The sequence below is a fragment of the Gordonia jinhuaensis genome (assembly GCF_014639795.1).
GTDB lineage: Bacteria > Actinomycetota > Actinomycetes > Mycobacteriales > Mycobacteriaceae > Gordonia_B > Gordonia_B jinhuaensis.
Genome location: NZ_BMGC01000001.1, coordinates 166771 through 181778, shown reverse-complemented (window position 1 = coordinate 181778; position 15008 = coordinate 166771). Strand labels below are relative to the sequence as shown.

14 protein-coding genes and 1 riboswitch are annotated in these 15008 nt (G+C 66.9%); of the genes, 8 read left to right on the top strand and 6 right to left on the bottom strand.

Features of this window, described 5'->3' with window-relative positions; translation table 11 throughout:
* The first annotated feature begins 60 nt into the window (after nucleotides 1-60).
* From IEW22_RS00770 to IEW22_RS00755, 4 genes are all read left to right on the top strand, one after another.
* Nucleotides 61-678: a pentapeptide repeat-containing protein gene (locus tag IEW22_RS00770; RefSeq protein WP_188584663.1), complete on the top strand. Its 618-nt coding sequence runs from the start codon at nucleotides 61-63 to the stop codon at nucleotides 676-678.
* Nucleotides 679-787: 109 nt separating this feature from the next.
* On the top strand, nucleotides 788-1657 hold the full coding sequence (locus IEW22_RS00765) for a bifunctional methylenetetrahydrofolate dehydrogenase/methenyltetrahydrofolate cyclohydrolase (RefSeq protein ID WP_188584662.1): 870 nt from the start codon (nucleotides 788-790) through the stop codon (nucleotides 1655-1657).
* Between the two features lie 243 nt (nucleotides 1658-1900).
* Entirely contained in the window at nucleotides 1901-2164 is a 264-nt protein-coding gene (locus IEW22_RS20440; RefSeq protein WP_373284110.1) for a DUF3017 domain-containing protein, read from the top strand.
* Between the two features lie 308 nt (nucleotides 2165-2472).
* Complete coding sequence (locus tag IEW22_RS00755; protein WP_188584661.1) at nucleotides 2473-4068, top strand: Hsp70 family protein; 1596 nt, start codon at nucleotides 2473-2475, stop codon at nucleotides 4066-4068.
* A gap of 46 nt (nucleotides 4069-4114) precedes the next feature.
* Here IEW22_RS00755 and metX read toward each other — a convergent pair whose 3' ends face one another.
* From metX to IEW22_RS00735, 4 genes are all read right to left on the bottom strand, one after another.
* Complete coding sequence (metX, locus tag IEW22_RS00750; protein WP_373284109.1) at nucleotides 4115-5257, bottom strand: homoserine O-acetyltransferase MetX; 1143 nt, start codon at nucleotides 5255-5257, stop codon at nucleotides 4115-4117.
* A gap of 2 nt (nucleotides 5258-5259) precedes the next feature.
* A complete protein-coding gene (locus IEW22_RS00745) occupies nucleotides 5260-6588 on the bottom strand; it encodes a bifunctional o-acetylhomoserine/o-acetylserine sulfhydrylase (RefSeq protein ID WP_188584659.1) in 1329 nt (442 codons plus the stop codon).
* Between the two features lie 67 nt (nucleotides 6589-6655).
* Nucleotides 6656-6773, bottom strand: a riboswitch (SAM riboswitch).
* 155 nt (nucleotides 6774-6928) lie between these two features.
* Nucleotides 6929-8371 (bottom strand): MFS transporter, encoded by a 1443-nt coding sequence (locus IEW22_RS00740; protein WP_188584658.1) that lies wholly within the window; start codon nucleotides 8369-8371, stop codon nucleotides 6929-6931.
* Complete coding sequence (locus IEW22_RS00735) at nucleotides 8368-8859, bottom strand: MarR family winged helix-turn-helix transcriptional regulator (RefSeq protein ID WP_188584657.1); 492 nt, start codon at nucleotides 8857-8859, stop codon at nucleotides 8368-8370. Before IEW22_RS00735 ends, IEW22_RS00740 begins: the two co-directional genes overlap by 4 nt.
* A gap of 279 nt (nucleotides 8860-9138) precedes the next feature.
* On the opposite strand from IEW22_RS00735, the gene IEW22_RS00730 reads away from it, so the two are divergent.
* Together IEW22_RS00730 and IEW22_RS00725 are read left to right on the top strand one after the other, a co-directional pair.
* Nucleotides 9139-10362 (top strand): NADP-dependent isocitrate dehydrogenase, encoded by a 1224-nt coding sequence (locus tag IEW22_RS00730; RefSeq protein WP_188584656.1) that lies wholly within the window; start codon nucleotides 9139-9141, stop codon nucleotides 10360-10362.
* A gap of 429 nt (nucleotides 10363-10791) precedes the next feature.
* Nucleotides 10792-12006 (top strand): MFS transporter, encoded by a 1215-nt coding sequence (locus tag IEW22_RS00725; protein WP_229742072.1) that lies wholly within the window; start codon nucleotides 10792-10794, stop codon nucleotides 12004-12006.
* Between the two features lie 72 nt (nucleotides 12007-12078).
* Here IEW22_RS00725 and bfr read toward each other — a convergent pair whose 3' ends face one another.
* Both bfr and IEW22_RS00715 read right to left on the bottom strand, forming a co-directional pair.
* Nucleotides 12079-12564, bottom strand: a complete 486-nt coding sequence (gene bfr, locus IEW22_RS00720; protein WP_188584655.1) for a bacterioferritin — start codon at nucleotides 12562-12564, stop codon at nucleotides 12079-12081.
* A 207-nt stretch (nucleotides 12565-12771) separates the two neighbouring features.
* Nucleotides 12772-12945: a (2Fe-2S)-binding protein gene (locus IEW22_RS00715; RefSeq protein ID WP_188584654.1), complete on the bottom strand. Its 174-nt coding sequence runs from the start codon at nucleotides 12943-12945 to the stop codon at nucleotides 12772-12774.
* Nucleotides 12946-13113: 168 nt separating this feature from the next.
* Between IEW22_RS00715 and IEW22_RS00710 the strand changes: the two genes are divergently transcribed.
* Both IEW22_RS00710 and trpS read left to right on the top strand, forming a co-directional pair.
* Nucleotides 13114-13935 carry an exodeoxyribonuclease III gene (locus IEW22_RS00710; protein ID WP_188584653.1) on the top strand — a complete coding sequence of 274 codons (822 nt, stop codon included), beginning with the start codon at nucleotides 13114-13116 and terminating at the stop codon, nucleotides 13933-13935.
* 32 nt (nucleotides 13936-13967) lie between these two features.
* Entirely contained in the window at nucleotides 13968-15005 is a 1038-nt protein-coding gene (gene trpS / locus IEW22_RS00705) for a tryptophan--tRNA ligase (RefSeq protein WP_188584652.1), read from the top strand.
* Nucleotides 15006-15008: the final 3 nt, after the last annotated feature.

Sequence of the window (15008 nt, the reverse complement as noted above, 5' to 3'; positions counted from 1 at the left end):
ATCCCGCAGGGTCCGACATCTAGGGCGGGAGTGTCTGCGGCTTCGGGCAGAATCGCAGGTATGGCGACAAGCAGCACCTATGAGAACGAGACATTCGACGATGAAGACCTCGTGCAGCGGGAGTTCGTCGATGACGAATTCATCTCCTGCACTTTTGTCGACGCCAATCTCGCAGAGTTGTCCACACTGCGCACCACCTTCACCGGCTGCGACTTCACCCGCGCGAACCTCGGCCGGTCGTCGTTGCGGTCGAGCGCTTTTCGCAACTGCACCTTCGACGGCACTCATCTGCCCGCAGCGGTGTTCACCGACTGCTCGCTGATGGGTTCGACGTTCAACAACTGTCTGATGCGACCCATCGAGTTCGTCGACTGCGACCTGTCGATGGTGTCGATGGGTGGGCTCAAGATGGCCGGTGCCGCACTTGCCGGCATCCGGCTCACCGATGCGAACCTCTCGGGTACCGACCTCACCGGCGCTGATCTCAGCGGCGCCGACCTCACCGGGGTCCGGGCGGGGGACACGATCCTCAACGAGGCAGATCTGCGTGGCGCGAAGATCCCCGTCGCGCTGTGGCTCTCCGCGCGTGTGGCCGGCGCGAAGGTCGACTCCGACCAGGCCATCGACTTCGCGCTCGCCCACGGTCTGCGGCTGTGGGACGGCACGCCGATGAGTTGATCGGTGACCTGGTGCGGGAATGCCCGCTCGGGGCACCGCGCCGAGGCGTCCGCGCTGCCGGGACGGCGTGATGGCCGAGGCGGAACACCGGGATGGAACAATGGACGCCGTGACAGCACGAATTCTCGACGGCAAAGCCACCCGCGACGAGATCTTCGTCGACCTCGTCGACCGCGTGGCGGCACTCAAGCACGCAGGTGTCACCCCCGGCCTCGGCACGATCCTCGTCGGTGACGACCCGGGATCGCATGCCTACGTCCGCGGCAAACACGCCGACTGCGCGAAGGTCGGGATGGCATCGATCGCCCGTGAGCTGCCCGCCGACGTCACCCAGGACGAGCTGCACGCCGTGATCGACGAGTTGAACGCCGACCCGGCCTGCACCGGATACATCGTGCAGCTACCGCTGCCGGGGCATCTCGACGAGAACGCCGCACTCGAGCGCATCGACCCGGCCAAGGACGCCGACGGACTCCACCCGGTGAATCTCGGCAAGCTCGTGCTCAACGAACCGGCCCCGCTGCCGTGCACCCCGCGCGGTGTCATCCACCTCCTGCGGCGCTACGACATCCCCATCGCCGGTGCGCGGGTGACCGTCATCGGCCGCGGGATCACCATCGGCCGCACCATCGGCCTGCTCCTCACGCGGCGCAGTGAGAACGCGACGGTCACGTTGTGCCACACCGGTACCCGCGATCTCGCCGCCGAGGTCTCCCGGGCCGACATCGTCGTCGCGGCGGCGGGAGTCGCGCATCTGGTGACCGCCGACATGGTGGCCCCCGGGGCTGCGGTGATCGACGTCGGTGTCAGCCGTACCGCAGACGGACTGGTCGGGGATGTCGCACCCGAGGTGTGGGACGTAGCCGGAGCCGTCTCGCCGAATCCGGGCGGTGTCGGTCCGCTGACCCGTGCTTTCCTCCTGGTCAACGTCGTGGAGGCCGCCGAGGCGGCGCTCGCGGCGACCTCGGCATCCGTGTGAGCCGACGATGATGATCGCGGGTGTCGCTGGTGTGGGGATCACATGCGACGACATCCGAGGTAGCGTCCCCACATACGCGTTCCTCACCTACGGGCTCCTGATATAGGGGAGACATCACATATGGGGATTCGACAGCAGATGGCCGCACATGAACGTGAACGCAACCGCGACGACGGGACTGTGAGGTCGGAGGCCGCAGTCCAGCGCGCCGCACACATCCGTCGCGTGCGTCGGACGCGCGCGGTGCTCGTCCAGATCCCGTTTCTCATCGTCATGTGTCTCATCGCAGTGGCAGCGGTCTATCTCTTGGTCGATCGGTGGCGGCGTGGTGCACTCGTGTTCGGATCGGCGGCTTTGGTCGCTGCTGTGATGCGCGCCGTGCTGCCGACCTCCCGAGTTGGTTTGTTACAGGTCAGAGGGCGTGTCGCCGACGTCGTCTCGCTCGCCGTGTGCGGGGCGCTGGTGTTGTGGTTGGCCACATCTATCGACTCTTTGGGTACAAATTGATTACGATGGGGTCACGACGCGGGTGTGTAACCCGCAGCGACCGCCGTCCAGACCACGCGCGGAGGTCGCCGGACGGGGGTCACTGACCCGTTCGACACAGCCGGACATCGATCCGCAATCGACAGCGTGTCCGCGGTGTTGCACCGCGACGGCGACTGCGCACCCCCTCGCGCCGGACCAGCCGATCCCGGTATCCGGCGCTCAGCGGTAACCGAGCGCATCAGCAGTGGGGAACAGGTCGGGCGGTAACACCCGAGAGGGTGCCGGCGACACGCCACGAGAGAGACGGGACGTAAGCAGACACAGCCATGACAACTACCTTCCTTGGTGTCGACGTGGGCGGCGGGATGATTCACTTCACCCTCCGCACCCTCGACGACGCCGGGCGCACCGATCTCGACCAGCGGGTCATCGACATCGACAGCGATGACGGGCTCGCGATGTCGGCGCGTCTGGGGTCGGGTATCGACCTGATGGTCGAGGCGGCGCGGGCGCGCGGTCGTGGGGTCGGTGGCATCTGCGTCGCCTACGGCACCGAGGAACAGCGCAAGTTGATCACCAGCCGCGGTGGCACCCGTCGACGGATCACGCTCGTCCCGCACACCGAAGCGGTTGCCGCCTGGGCCACCGACGCCGGCGAGGTCGACCGGTACGGCACGGTTCTGGTCGCCGACTGTGGTGACACCGATGTGACGATGTTCGCCGTCGACGCGACCAACGGGACGACCGGCCCCGTCGAACATTCGCGTGTGCTGGCCGGGCGCGACATCGACACGAAGCTCTCGCAGATGGTCCTCTCGCGGACGGTCTCCGAGCAGACGCCGCAGACCCGAGGTGCCGATCGCGCCGCACTGGTATCGGCGATCCGCACGGCCAAGGAAGATCTGTCCGCGGCGAAGCCGACGCGCGTACACGTCTCCGGTGCCCGCGACACACTGGCGCTCTCGTCGTCGATGCTCGACACCGTGGTGTCACCCGCCGCCACCGATGCGGCCGCGGTCATCGAGTCGCAACTGACCGAGGCCACCGGCGCCGTGCTGTTGATCGGTGGTCTGGCCAACATCGATGCCGTGCGTTCCACGATCGCCGATCGGCTGAGCCTGCCGGTGATCGTCCCGGACGCACCGGAATCGGTCACGTCGCGCGGTGCGGCGGTACTCGCCGCCCAGACCGTCGGGTCGCCCGCGGGTACCGAGTTCATCGGCGGTCGTCGTGGTCGCAGCGGCGTGACCCTGGTGCCGATGGCCCTGCTCGGCGCGCTGGTCATCGCTGCGCTGGCCACTGCCTATGCGGTCGGATCCTCACTCGTACACACCAGTGACGCGAGTACACCGTCACCGCAGGTGTCGGCCGCGGCGAGACAGACCGACACCTCGTCGCAGGCGCAGGCCACCGGTCACCAGACGCACCAGCCCGTACCCACCTCCGCAGGCGCCGGACAGGCGACGTCACGCCACAGTGACCCCGATGCCGATCAGGGGTTGCCCTCCTGGGCCACCAAGCAGCTCGGGCCGACGGATCCGACCGACGTGCCCACCATGACGCTGACGCCGCAGGCACACGCGCCCGAGGCCGCGGACGCACCGCTCGCCCCGCAGGCGCGTCCCTCGGGATCCGCATCGCCCTCGCAGCCGTCGTCGACTCCGCCGAGCACGTCGGATTCGCAGCCTCCCACATCGTCGACCCCGCCCACGTCGGCTGGGCCGAGCTCGCCGGGGCCCTCGGATGCCGAGCCGTCACCGAGCCCGGATGCCAACGGGGGCAACGGATCGGGAACTCCCGGCGGCGACGGCGCCACCGGTGACCCGAATCAGTCGAGTCCTGTCCCGGTCGCGCCCGCCACCCCGGAGGGCTGGCCGGCCTGGCTGCCGCTGCCGCCCTGGTGGCCGGCAGCACAGCACTGACCCGGCCCCACGCCCACCGCACCGCACCGCACCGAGCAGCAGGGGATCAGCGGCGGGCAAGGTCCATCGTGCGCTTGAGCAGATCGGCCACCGCGTCGTACTCGGTGAGGAAGCCGTCGTGGCCGTTGTCCGAGTGGATCACCTGCAGGCCGTCGACGCAGCCCGGCATCAAGGCGGCGATCTCCTGCTGTAGCCGCAACGGGTAGAGCCGGTCGGAGTCGATACCACCGACCACCACCGGGACCGGGCACGAACCCAGCGCCGCCTCGATACCGCCGCGACCGCGTCCCACGTCGTGGTTGTTGAGCACCTCGGAAAGCACCACATAGCTGCCGGCGTCGAACCGGCTGACGAGTTTGTCAGCCTGGTGCTCGAGGTAGCTCTGCACGGCGTAGCGGCCACCATGCAGCGGATCTTCATGTCCCTGAGGGGAATTGGCGAATCTCTCGTCCAGTTCGGCTTCGTCGCGATAGGTCAGATGTGCGATCCGCCGCGCGATCCCCAGCCCGGTGGCCGGCGTGGCGCCGGTGCCGTGGTAGTCGCCGCCGTGCCAGTTCGGGTCACCGGTGATGGCCGCGATCTGCGTTGTCTGCGTACCGATCTGATCGGCGGTGGCGCGAGCGCCGACCGCGAGGATCAACCCGCTGCGCACCCGCTGCGGATACTCCACCACCCACTCGAGCGCGCGGGCGCCGCCCATCGACCCGCCGACCACCGCAGCGACCTCGGTCACGCCGAGCACGTCGAGCAGGGCCGCCTCGGCGCGCACCTGATCCCGTACGGAGATCGAGGGAAAGCGCGATCCCCAGACCCGTCCCTGACCGTCGGTCGACCCGGGGCCGGTGGACCCGCGGCAACCGCCGAGGACGTTGGCCGAGATGACGCACCATTCGTCGGTGTCGACGGCACATCCTGGGCCCACCAGGCCATCCCACCAGCCCGGTGACGGCTGATCGGGCCCCGCCGGACCGGTCACATGCGAATCCCCGGTGAGCGCATGCAGCGTCAGCACAACGTTGTCGCGCTCCGGTGAGAGCTTTCCCCACCTCTGGAACGCCATCGTCACGTCGTCGATGCGCTCGCCGCCGTCGAGATCCACCGAGCCCACGCGCACCGACACGAGGCGGCCGTCGGGAACTGTTTCCCAATCGTTTCCGCTCGTGGCGAGTGCGCGGGGCTCGACGGTCATGGTCACTGCGCGGCCTTGAACCCTTGCTGCAGGTCGGCGAGGATGTCGTCGATGTTCTCGATCCCCACCGACAGGCGCACGAGGCCCGGGGTCACCCCGGCGGCGAGCTGTTCCTCGCCGGAGAGCTGGGAGTGTGTGGTCGAGGCGGGATGGATCACCAATGAGCGCACGTCACCGATGTTGGCGACGTGGCTGTGCAGGGTCAATCCCTCCACGAATCGCTTCCCGGCTTCGACGCCGCCGCGAATCTCGAAGCCGATGACCGCGCCCTGCCCCTTGGGTAGCAGTTGGCGACCGCGCTCGTACCACGGAGAACTCGGCAGGCCCGCATAGGCGACCGATTCCACCTGGTCGTTGGCATCGAGGAAGCGGGCGACGGCCTGTGCGTTGGACACATGCCGTTCCACGCGCAGACTCAGTGTCTCCAGGCCCTGAGCGAGCAAGAAGGCGTTGAACGGTGCGAGTGCCGCACCGGTGTCGCGCAGCAGCTGCGTCCGGACCTTGAGTGCGAACGCGGGTGCGCCGAGATCGGCGAACACCGCCCCGTGATAACTCGGGTCGGGCTGGGTGAAGCCGGGGAACAGGTCCACGCCGTCGCGCTGTGCGCGCCAGTCGAAATTGCCGCCGTCGACGATCACGCCGCCGATCGCGGTGCCGTGGCCACCGATGTACTTGGTGGCCGAGTGCACCACGATGTCGGCGCCGTGGGCGATGGGGTTGAGGAGGTAGGGCGTCGCGACGGTGTTGTCGACGATCAGTGGGATCTGATTGTCGTGTGCCACACCGGAAATGCCCTCGAGATCGAGGATCTCGTTGTTGGGGTTGGAGATGGTCTCGCCGTACAGCGCGCGGGTGTTCGGTCGGATGGCCGCCCGCCACGAATCCAGGTCCTCGGGATCGTCGACGAAGGTCGTCTCGATACCGAATTTGGGCAGTGTGTAGTGCAGGAGGTTGTAGGTACCCCCGTAGAGCCGCGGGCTCGACACCACATGTCCGCCGGCCTCGACGATGTTGAGGATCGCGTAGGTCTCGGCGGCCTGACCCGACGCCACCAGCAATGCCGCGACACCGCCCTCGAGCGCGGCGAGCCGCTGCTCGACGGTGTCGTTCGTGGGGTTCATCAGGCGCGTGTAGATGTTGCCCGGAGCAGCCAGCGCGAACAGGTCTGCGGCGTGCTGGGTGTCGTCGAAGGTGTAGGAGGTGGTCTGGTAGATCGGCAGAGCACGCGCATGGGTGACCGGATCTGATGTCTGGCCGGCGTGGATCTGCTTGGTCTCGAATCCCCACGAGGTGGGGTCGACAGCGTGTGAGTCGACTGATGCGTCGGACATGATTTCGGTACGTCTCTTTCGTCGGTCGGTGTCGGGGTACGTGAATACCCCAGGGGTCCGACCTTCGGACCCGCGCTTGCCGTGGAGCTCTCGCATCCACAACCCGGTCATCACCCGGAGCACCCCACCGCGGAAGGAGGGTTGCCGGTCAGCAAGCCGGGGCTTCGCGCTGACAACTCATGACCTGGCGAACAGGATATAACATCGCCCGCGCCGTCCGAAAAGAGTCACGCTCACGCTGATCACAGCGTTTCGCGCCGATCAGTCTCCCCGGAACGGTCGTGCCGGGTCGGCTCTCCTCCGTGGGGCACGTGTCGGCTCGGGCCAGTCCTCCACGTAGTCAGTCCTCCACATAGGCGGTCGCAACGGCGCGGCGTGTCGTCGACACGATGGCCAGGACGACGATGACCGCTGCCAGACCCATCATCACCATCCACATCGGACGCATGGCGTCGGCGAAGGCGTCTCCGGCCGCCTGTGCGGCGACCGCTCCGGTGATCGAACCGGCCAGTGCGACACCGATGCTGACGCCGATCTGGCGACTGGTCGAGGCCACGGCGCCGGCGGCACCAGCTCGGTCGCGCGGCATGCCGCTGACCGCCGACGTGGTGATCGGCGCGTTGATCAGTCCCATCCCGACGCCGACCACACCGAAGGTCACCAGCAACATCGAGGTGCTGGTGTGAGCATCGACGGTGGTCAACAGTGCGGCGCCGACGAGCAGGAATACGCCGGAGGCCACCAGCGAGGGGCGCGTCCCGTATCGCCCGACCAGTCGCCCCGACAACGGGGAGAACACCAGCGTCGTCACAGCCAGGGGGATCAGCATCAGGCCGGTGGAGATCGCCGACAGCCCGCGCACGCTCTGCAGATACTGCGAGATCAGAAACAGGAAACCGCCGTAGGAGGCGAAGCCGCACATCGCCACTACGGTCGCCGACGAGAACGGCACACTCCGGAAGAAGCCGAGATCGATGAACGGATCCGACACCCGACGTTCCCACCAGATGAAGGTGGCGCAGGCCGCGGCGGCCATCACGAGCACGCCGATCGTCACCGGCGAGCTCCAGCCCAGACCCGGCCCCTCGATCAGCGCGTAGACGAGTCCGCCGAGGGTGATGATGGCCAATGCCTGACCCACCGGGTCGAGCGTCCGCGTGGTCGTCGACTTCGACTCGGGGATGAAGATCGCAGCGAGTGCCACCGCGAGAGCGCAGATCGGCAGGTTGATCCAGAACACCGCACGCCAGCTCACGTACTCGATGAGCGCACCGCCGACGATCGGGCCCACCGCCATGGAGATGCCCACGACCGCACCCCACACGCCGACCGCACGTGCGCGCTCACGCGGATCCCTGAACACCTGGGTGATGATCGACATCGCCACCGGGTTGAGCATCGACCCACCGACGGCCTGCACCGCGCGGGCGCCGATCAGCAGGCCGGCGGTGGGGGCGAGGCTGCACAGCAGCGACCCGATCGCGAAGATCGTCAGACCGATCTGGAACACGCGTTTGCGTCCGAACCGGTCGGCGGTGGTGCCCGAGATCATCAGCAGACTCGCCAGGACGAGCGTGTAGATGTCGATCACCCACTGCAGGCTCGACATCGATGCCGACAGGTCGCGGTGGATCGCCGGCAGCGCCACGTTGACGATGGTCATGTCCATCGAGACGATCAGCAGGCTCATGCAGCAGGTCGCCAGGATGATCGTCTTGCGGCGGGGGGTGAGTGCGTCGCGGCCGCTCGCTGCGCTGCCGGTGGCGGTGATGGTCTCGCTCATCGGGCGCCTGCCTTGGTGTTATCGCCTGTCGTGGTCGTGCGGGCCGGTCCGGTCTCCTCGGCCGGCTTCGTCTGCTCACCGGCCCGTCGCAGGATGTCGACGAGGGTCTGGAGATCCTCGGCGCCGAGGCGGGTCAACTCGGGCGGTGCCGGATCGGAGATCTCGGCGACCATCGCCAGTACGTCGCGACCGGCGTCGGTGAGTGAGACGGTCTTGCGTCGTCGGTCGACCGAACTGGCCTCACGCACCACCAGTCCGCGCGATTCGAGGTCGTTGACCACCACGGTGGTGGCCGGGGCGTCCATGGAGGCACTCTCGGCGAGCCGGCCCAGACTCAGTGGACCGCCGCGCAGACGTCGCAGGATGCGGTAGCGGCTGAACTGCATACCGGTCCGCTCCACCACCGCACGACGCCAGCCGTCGCGATGCTCGAGCACGAGACCCGTCATCAACCGGTAGGCGGCATCTGCCTGAGTCGTTGTGTTCATACAATCATTGTGCGCTCACAATTATTGCTGTGGCAAGTTAGTTGGACGAATGATGCGTGCTCGAGAAACCGCGAGGTCGGTGGCGTCGTGTGCTGTGGCGGCGAACGTGCACGTGGTACGGCCTGCTCGCGCCAATCAGTACGCGCGTAATGTTTAACTCGAGCGCAGCGACGACCGTCGTCTGCGTACTAGGTTTGTCGAGGAGATGGTTCGACCGGCGACCCATAAGGTCACCGCGGAGTCGAACCGGCCATCACGCCGAGGAGGACGCGTCGCCATATGGGCAAGATCAAGGTTGAAGGAACTGTAGTAGAACTCGACGGCGATGAGATGACCAGGATCATCTGGCAGTTCATCAAGGAAAAGCTCATCCATCCCTACCTCGACATCGATCTCGAGTACTACGACCTCGGAATCGAGCATCGGGACGAGACCGACGACCAGGTGACCGTCGACGCCGCCAACGCCATCCTCAAGCACGGTGTGGGTGTCAAGTGCGCCACGATCACCCCCGACGAGGCCCGTGTCGAGGAGTTCGGCCTCAAGAAGATGTGGCGTTCGCCCAACGGCACCATCCGAAACATTCTCGGCGGCACCATCTTCCGCGCACCGATCATCATCTCGAACGTGCCGCGTCTGGTCCCGGGCTGGACCAAGCCCATCGTCATCGGGCGCCACGCATTCGGCGACCAGTACCGGGCCACCGACTTCAAGGTTGACCGCCCCGGAACCGTGACCGTGACCTTCACCCCCGAGGACGGCAGCGAGCCGATCGTCCACGAGGTCGTGAACATGCCCGAGGACGGCGGCGTCGTCCAGGCGCAGTACAACTTCAAGCGGTCCATCGAGGACTTCGCCCGCGCATCGCTCAACTACGGCCTGCAGCTGAACTACCCGGTCTATCTGTCGACCAAGAACACCATCCTCAAGGCCTACGACGGCATGTTCAAGGACACCTTCCAGGAGATCTTCGACAAGGAGTTCAAGGACCAGTTCGAGGCTGCGGGACTCACCTATGAGCACCGTCTCATCGACGACATGGTCGCCTCCAGCCTCAAGTGGGAGGGCGGGTACGTCTGGGCCTGCAAGAACTACGACGGCGACGTCCAGTCCGACACCGTGGCCCAGGGCTTCGGCTCGCTGGGTCTGATGACCTCGGTGCTGCTGACTCCCGACGGCCGGGTCTGCGAGGCCGAGGCCGCGCACGGCACGGTGACCCGCCACTACCGCCAGCATCAGCAGGGCAAGCCCACGTCGACCAACCCGATCGCGTCGATCTTCGCGTGGACGCGTGGTCTCGAGCACCGCGGCAAGCTCGACAACACCCCCGAGGTCATCGAGTTCGCCCACACCCTCGAGGACGTGGTGATCAAGACCGTCGAGGGCGGCAAGATGACCAAGGACCTCGCACTGCTCGTCGGTGGCGATCAGGAGTACCTGACCACCGAAGAATTCCTCGGCGCCCTCGACGAGAACCTGCAGAAGGAACTCGCCGGACGCTGATCGGCAAGAGACTGAGTTGGCGTGAACGTGCACGCCACCACACCATCGGTCCCGGCTCGTCCGGGATGTGAACGACCTCACCCCACCGGCGCGGAATCGTCAGCCGGTGGGGTTGGTTCGTTTAACGCGTAGTCGCAGTGTTCTCACGGCCCGCGCGGTGATCGCGCGGGGGAGTGCTGCCCCGTCCGGCTGTTGCCCGGGTGCTCGTCGTCGCGCGCTCGGCAGGCGCACCCGCGTGTTGCAGATCCGGTTGTTGTTCAGGTGGCACCTGTTCGTCTCCGCTGCCGCCGCGCGTCCATGGAAGGTCGACCCCACGTGTCCGTCACATCGTTGATGTCCCGTCGTGCCCGCCTCGGGCCGGCAGGTGCCCGCGAAGGCACCTCGTCGGACCCGTCGGCGCCACTGACGCCGGGTGGCCGCCGCGCCGCGATGCTGGCCCTGGCCCTGGGTGGATTCGGCATCGGCACAACCGAATTCGTCTCGATGGGATTGTTGCCGGAGATCGCGCGGTCGCTGGGGGTCAGCGAGCCCACCGCCGGTCACCTCATCTCCGCCTACGCGCTGGGCGTGGTGGTGGGTGCGCCGCTGATCGCGACGGCCAGTGCGCGAGTCAACCGCCGGGTGCTGCTGATCGGTCTCATGCTGGCGTTCACCGTCGGCAACGCCGCATCGGTGATCGCGCCCAACTATCCGACCCTCATGCTGGCGCGGTTCGTAGCCGGACTCCCGCACGGCGCCTACTTCGGGGTGGCAGCGCTGGTCGCCGCGCACATGGCCGAGCGCGGCGGCCGCGCCAAGGCGGTGGGGCAGGTGATGCTCGGTCTGTCGGTGGCCAACGTGGTGGGTGTGCCGGTGGCCACCTGGCTCGGTGACGCTTTCGGTTGGCGCTCGGCCTACGTGCTGGTCGCGCTGGTCGGGGTGGCGACACTGCTCGCACTCCTGCGGTTCCTGCCGCACCTGGGCACCATGCGGATGAACAATCCGCTCGACGAACTCGGTGCGCTCAAACGTCCGCAGGTGTGGCTGACCCTGGCGATCGCGGTGGTGGGATGCGGAGGCATGTTCGCCTTCTACACCTACATCACGCTGACGCTGACGAAGGTGGCCGGCCTCCCGTCTGCCGGGGTCCCGCTGGTGCTCATGCTCTTCGGTCTCGGCATGGTCGCCGGCAACATGATCGGCGGTCGCATCGCCGACACCAGCGTCGTCGGTGGTATCGCCATCGGACTGCTGGTCGTGGGGGTGTCGCTGGGACTGTTCGCGTTGGTCGCGGGTATCGCGCCACTGGCGATCGTGATGGTGTTCTTCATCGGGATCTCGGGCAGCATCTCGGTGCCCGCGCTGCAGACGCGGCTGATGGACGTCGCCGATCACGCGCAGACGTTGGCAGCCGCGCTCAACCACTCAGCACTCAACCTCGCGAACGCGTTGGGAGCGTGGCTGGGCGGGATGGTCATCGCGGCCGGCTACGGCTACCGCGCTCCGGCGCTCGCAGGTGTCGGTCTGGCGGTGGCGGGCATGGTGGTGCTGGGTGTCGCCGTGGCGCTCGGCCGCCGCGCGACCCCGGGGCCGGCAGTGCCCGGCTCCCGCGGCCGGCGCCACGATCACGATGCGGGTGAACCCGCCTCGGAGCCGATCGCCTGACGCGCGGTGGGGCCGTCCCCGGGTGCCCGCCCGGCCCGGATCAGCCCCGCCCGGATCAGCCCCCCGCCCGGATCAGCCCACGTCGGGCGGAGTGGCGATCGTCTTGCTGAGGTAGAGCGGCTCGCCGATGCGTTCCATCAGCTCCAGCTGTGTCTCGAGATAGTCGATGTGGTGCTCTTCGTCTTTGAGGATGCTCTCGAAGATCTTCGCCGAGGTGATGTCACCCTTGTCGCGGCACATCGCGATGCCCGGGCGCAGGCGGTCGACCACCTCCACCTCGATGGCCAGGTCGCACTCGAACTGTTCCTTGAGTGTCTGCCCGATGCGCAGCGGCAGGAGTTTCTGGTAGTTCGGCAGGCCTTCGAGGAACAGGATCCGGTCGGTGAGGATCTCGGCGTGCTCCATCTCCTCGATCGACTCGGCCCGAGTCTTCTCGGCGATCTCCGTCAGTCCCCAGTTGGCCTGCATCTTGTGATGCAGGAAGTACTGGTTGATCGCCGTCAGCTCGCTGGTGAGCTGCTCGTTGAGGAGTGCAATCACTTCGTCGTCGCCGCGCATCGCCGACCTCTCGTCAGTCAGTTTCGTCCGACCCACTCGGATCGGCACAAATTAACACGATGAGGTCGCGGTGGTCGGGTTATACGCGGTGTGGTCTCGTGCATGAGGACTACGGCAGCATCTCGACCAGGATTCACGTCGCGCCGGTGATCTGACGATGGCGGGTGCGAAAGAGAGGTCGCGACGGACCTTTGGGAGCCCGAGGAGTCAGGCGGCCGATCCGACGCGCTGGGCGATGAGCTGCTCGATGCGCTCGACGCAGGTGCCGCAGCCCCAGCCGGCACCGCATTGCTCGCCCACGTCGTCGGCCGTCACGGCGCCGCAGGCGCCGTATTCGCGTACCTCGTCGTCGGTCACTCCTCGGCAGATGCAGGCGAACACCGCGTCACCTCCGGCCCTTCAGTCATACGTTGATGAGGTTAGGTTTACATTATCGGGAATCGGTCATGCAAGCCTTGCCTAAGTATTCGCCGATGTCGCCGCTCAACTGAGGACCTTCGACCGGGGCTGCCTGCCGGGGTTGTCGGAGTCGGCCGCTAGCGTGATCGCGTGTCCATCGTCGTCACCACCACCAACGTCAACGGCATCCGCGCAGCTGTGTCGGTGCGCAACGAGCACAATCCGGGGCTGCTGGCCTGGCTCAAGGAGTCAGACTCCGATCACGTGCTCCTGCAGGAGATCCGGGCCACCGAAGATCAAGCACGTGCGGCGCTCGCGCCGGCACTCGACGACGGCTGGCATCTGGTGATGGCCGATTCGACGGTCAAGGGCCATGCCGGTGTCGGCATCCTCAGCCGCGAACCGGCGATCGCCCACCGGGTGGGATTCGGCTCGGACGAGTTCGACGGGACGGGCCGCTACCTCGAGGCGGACTTCACCCAACCCGACGGCCGCGGGTTGACCGTCGCCAGCGTCTACGTGCCCAAGGGAGCCGCCGACGGCGAGAAGTACGAGGAGAAGTTCCGCTTCCTCGGGGCGTTCGCCGACCATCTCGGCTCGCTGGCACGTAAGCGACGCGACGTGGTGATCGGCGGCGATTGGAACATCGCGCCCACCGAACGCGACCTGAAGAACTGGAAGGGCAACCAGAAGAACCCCGGCTTCCTGCCCGCCGAACGGGCCTGGGTCGCCGACGTGCTCGATACCGGGTGGATCGACGTGGTTCGCCAGATCGAAGGCGACGTCTCGGGTCCCTACAGCTGGTGGTCGTGGCGCGGCAAGGCCTTCGACAATGACGCGGGCTGGCGGATCGACTATCAGCTCGCCAACAGGTCGATGGCGGCGCGGGGCAAGGAGAGCCGCGTACACCGTGCGAACGCCTACGACCAGCGGTGGTCCGACCACGCCCCGGTGTCGGTGACCTACGAGTGAGGCGGGGTCGGGGCGAATGGAAAGATGGACCCATGAGCAGTGCCGACGTCTCCACGCAGCCCCGGGCCGCCAATCCGCGTGCCCTGTCCGGCATCCAGCCGACCAGTGATTCCTTCCACCTGGGCAACTACCTGGGTGCGGTGCGGCAGTGGGTGGAGCTGCAGCACGACTTCGAGACGTTCTACTTCATCCCCGACATGCACGCGATCACAACCCCGCACGATCCGGCGACGCTGCGTGAGCGCACCCGGGTGTCGGTCGCGCAGTTGCTCGCGCTCGGCGTCGATCCCGAGCACTCCACCATCTACGTCCAGTCCCACGTTCCCGAGATCGCCCAGCTGCAGTGGGTGCTCTCGTGTATCACCGGCTTCGGTGAGGCCGGCCGCATGACCCAGTTCAAGGACAAGTCGGCCAAGGGTGGTGCCGATTCGTCGAGTGTGGGCCTGTTCACCTACCCGATCCTGATGGCCGCCGACATCCTGGCCTTCCAGGTCGACAGGGTCCCCGTCGGCGAGGATCAGCGCCAGCACCTCGAACTCACACGTAACCTCGCGCAACGGTTCAACTCGCGCTTCGGGGAGACCTTCACCGTCCCCGAGGGCTACATCGTCCGCGAATACGCCAAGATCTACGACCTGCAGAACCCCACTGCGAAGATGAGCAAGTCTGCCGAGACCGACAAGGGTCTGATCAACCTGCTCGACGATCCCAAGCGGTCAGCCAAGAAAATCCGCTCGGCCGTCACCGACACCGACACCGAGATCCGCTTCGACCGGGAGGGCAAGCCGGGGGTGTCCAACCTGCTGACCATCCAGTCCGCCCTGCGCGGAGTGCCTGTCGACGAACTCGTCGCCGGCTACCAGGGCAAGGGATACGGACACCTCAAGGTCGACACCGCCGACGCGCTCGTCGATTTCGTGACGCCGCTACGTGATCGGGTGACCGAATTGCTCGCCGATCCCGACACGATCGATGAAATCCTGGCCAAGGGGGCGACGCGCGCCCGTCAGGTCGCCGAGCAGACATTGGCCCGGGTGTATGACAAGGTGGGATTCCTAGCACAAGCCTGACCG

What these genes read in the sequence shown, in the direction of transcription:
- IEW22_RS00770 (WP_188584663.1), top strand. Translation starts at nt 61, where the DNA reads ATGGCGACAAGCAGCACCTATGAGAACGAGACATTCGACGATGAAGAC.
- IEW22_RS00755 (WP_188584661.1), top strand. Translation starts at nt 2,473, where the DNA reads ATGACAACTACCTTCCTTGGTGTCGACGTGGGCGGCGGGATGATTCAC.
- metX (WP_373284109.1), bottom strand. Translation starts at nt 5,257, where the DNA reads ATGACCGTCGAGCCCCGCGCACTCGCCACGAGCGGAAACGATTGGGAA.
- IEW22_RS00745 (WP_188584659.1), bottom strand. Translation starts at nt 6,588, where the DNA reads ATGTCCGACGCATCAGTCGACTCACACGCTGTCGACCCCACCTCGTGG.
- IEW22_RS00740 (WP_188584658.1), bottom strand. Translation starts at nt 8,371, where the DNA reads ATGAGCGAGACCATCACCGCCACCGGCAGCGCAGCGAGCGGCCGCGAC.
- IEW22_RS00735 (WP_188584657.1), bottom strand. Translation starts at nt 8,859, where the DNA reads ATGAACACAACGACTCAGGCAGATGCCGCCTACCGGTTGATGACGGGT.
- IEW22_RS00730 (WP_188584656.1), top strand. Translation starts at nt 9,139, where the DNA reads ATGGGCAAGATCAAGGTTGAAGGAACTGTAGTAGAACTCGACGGCGAT.
- IEW22_RS00725 (WP_229742072.1), top strand. Translation starts at nt 10,792, where the DNA reads ATGCTGGCCCTGGCCCTGGGTGGATTCGGCATCGGCACAACCGAATTC.
- bfr (WP_188584655.1), bottom strand. Translation starts at nt 12,564, where the DNA reads ATGCGCGGCGACGACGAAGTGATTGCACTCCTCAACGAGCAGCTCACC.
- trpS (WP_188584652.1), top strand. Translation starts at nt 13,968, where the DNA reads ATGAGCAGTGCCGACGTCTCCACGCAGCCCCGGGCCGCCAATCCGCGT.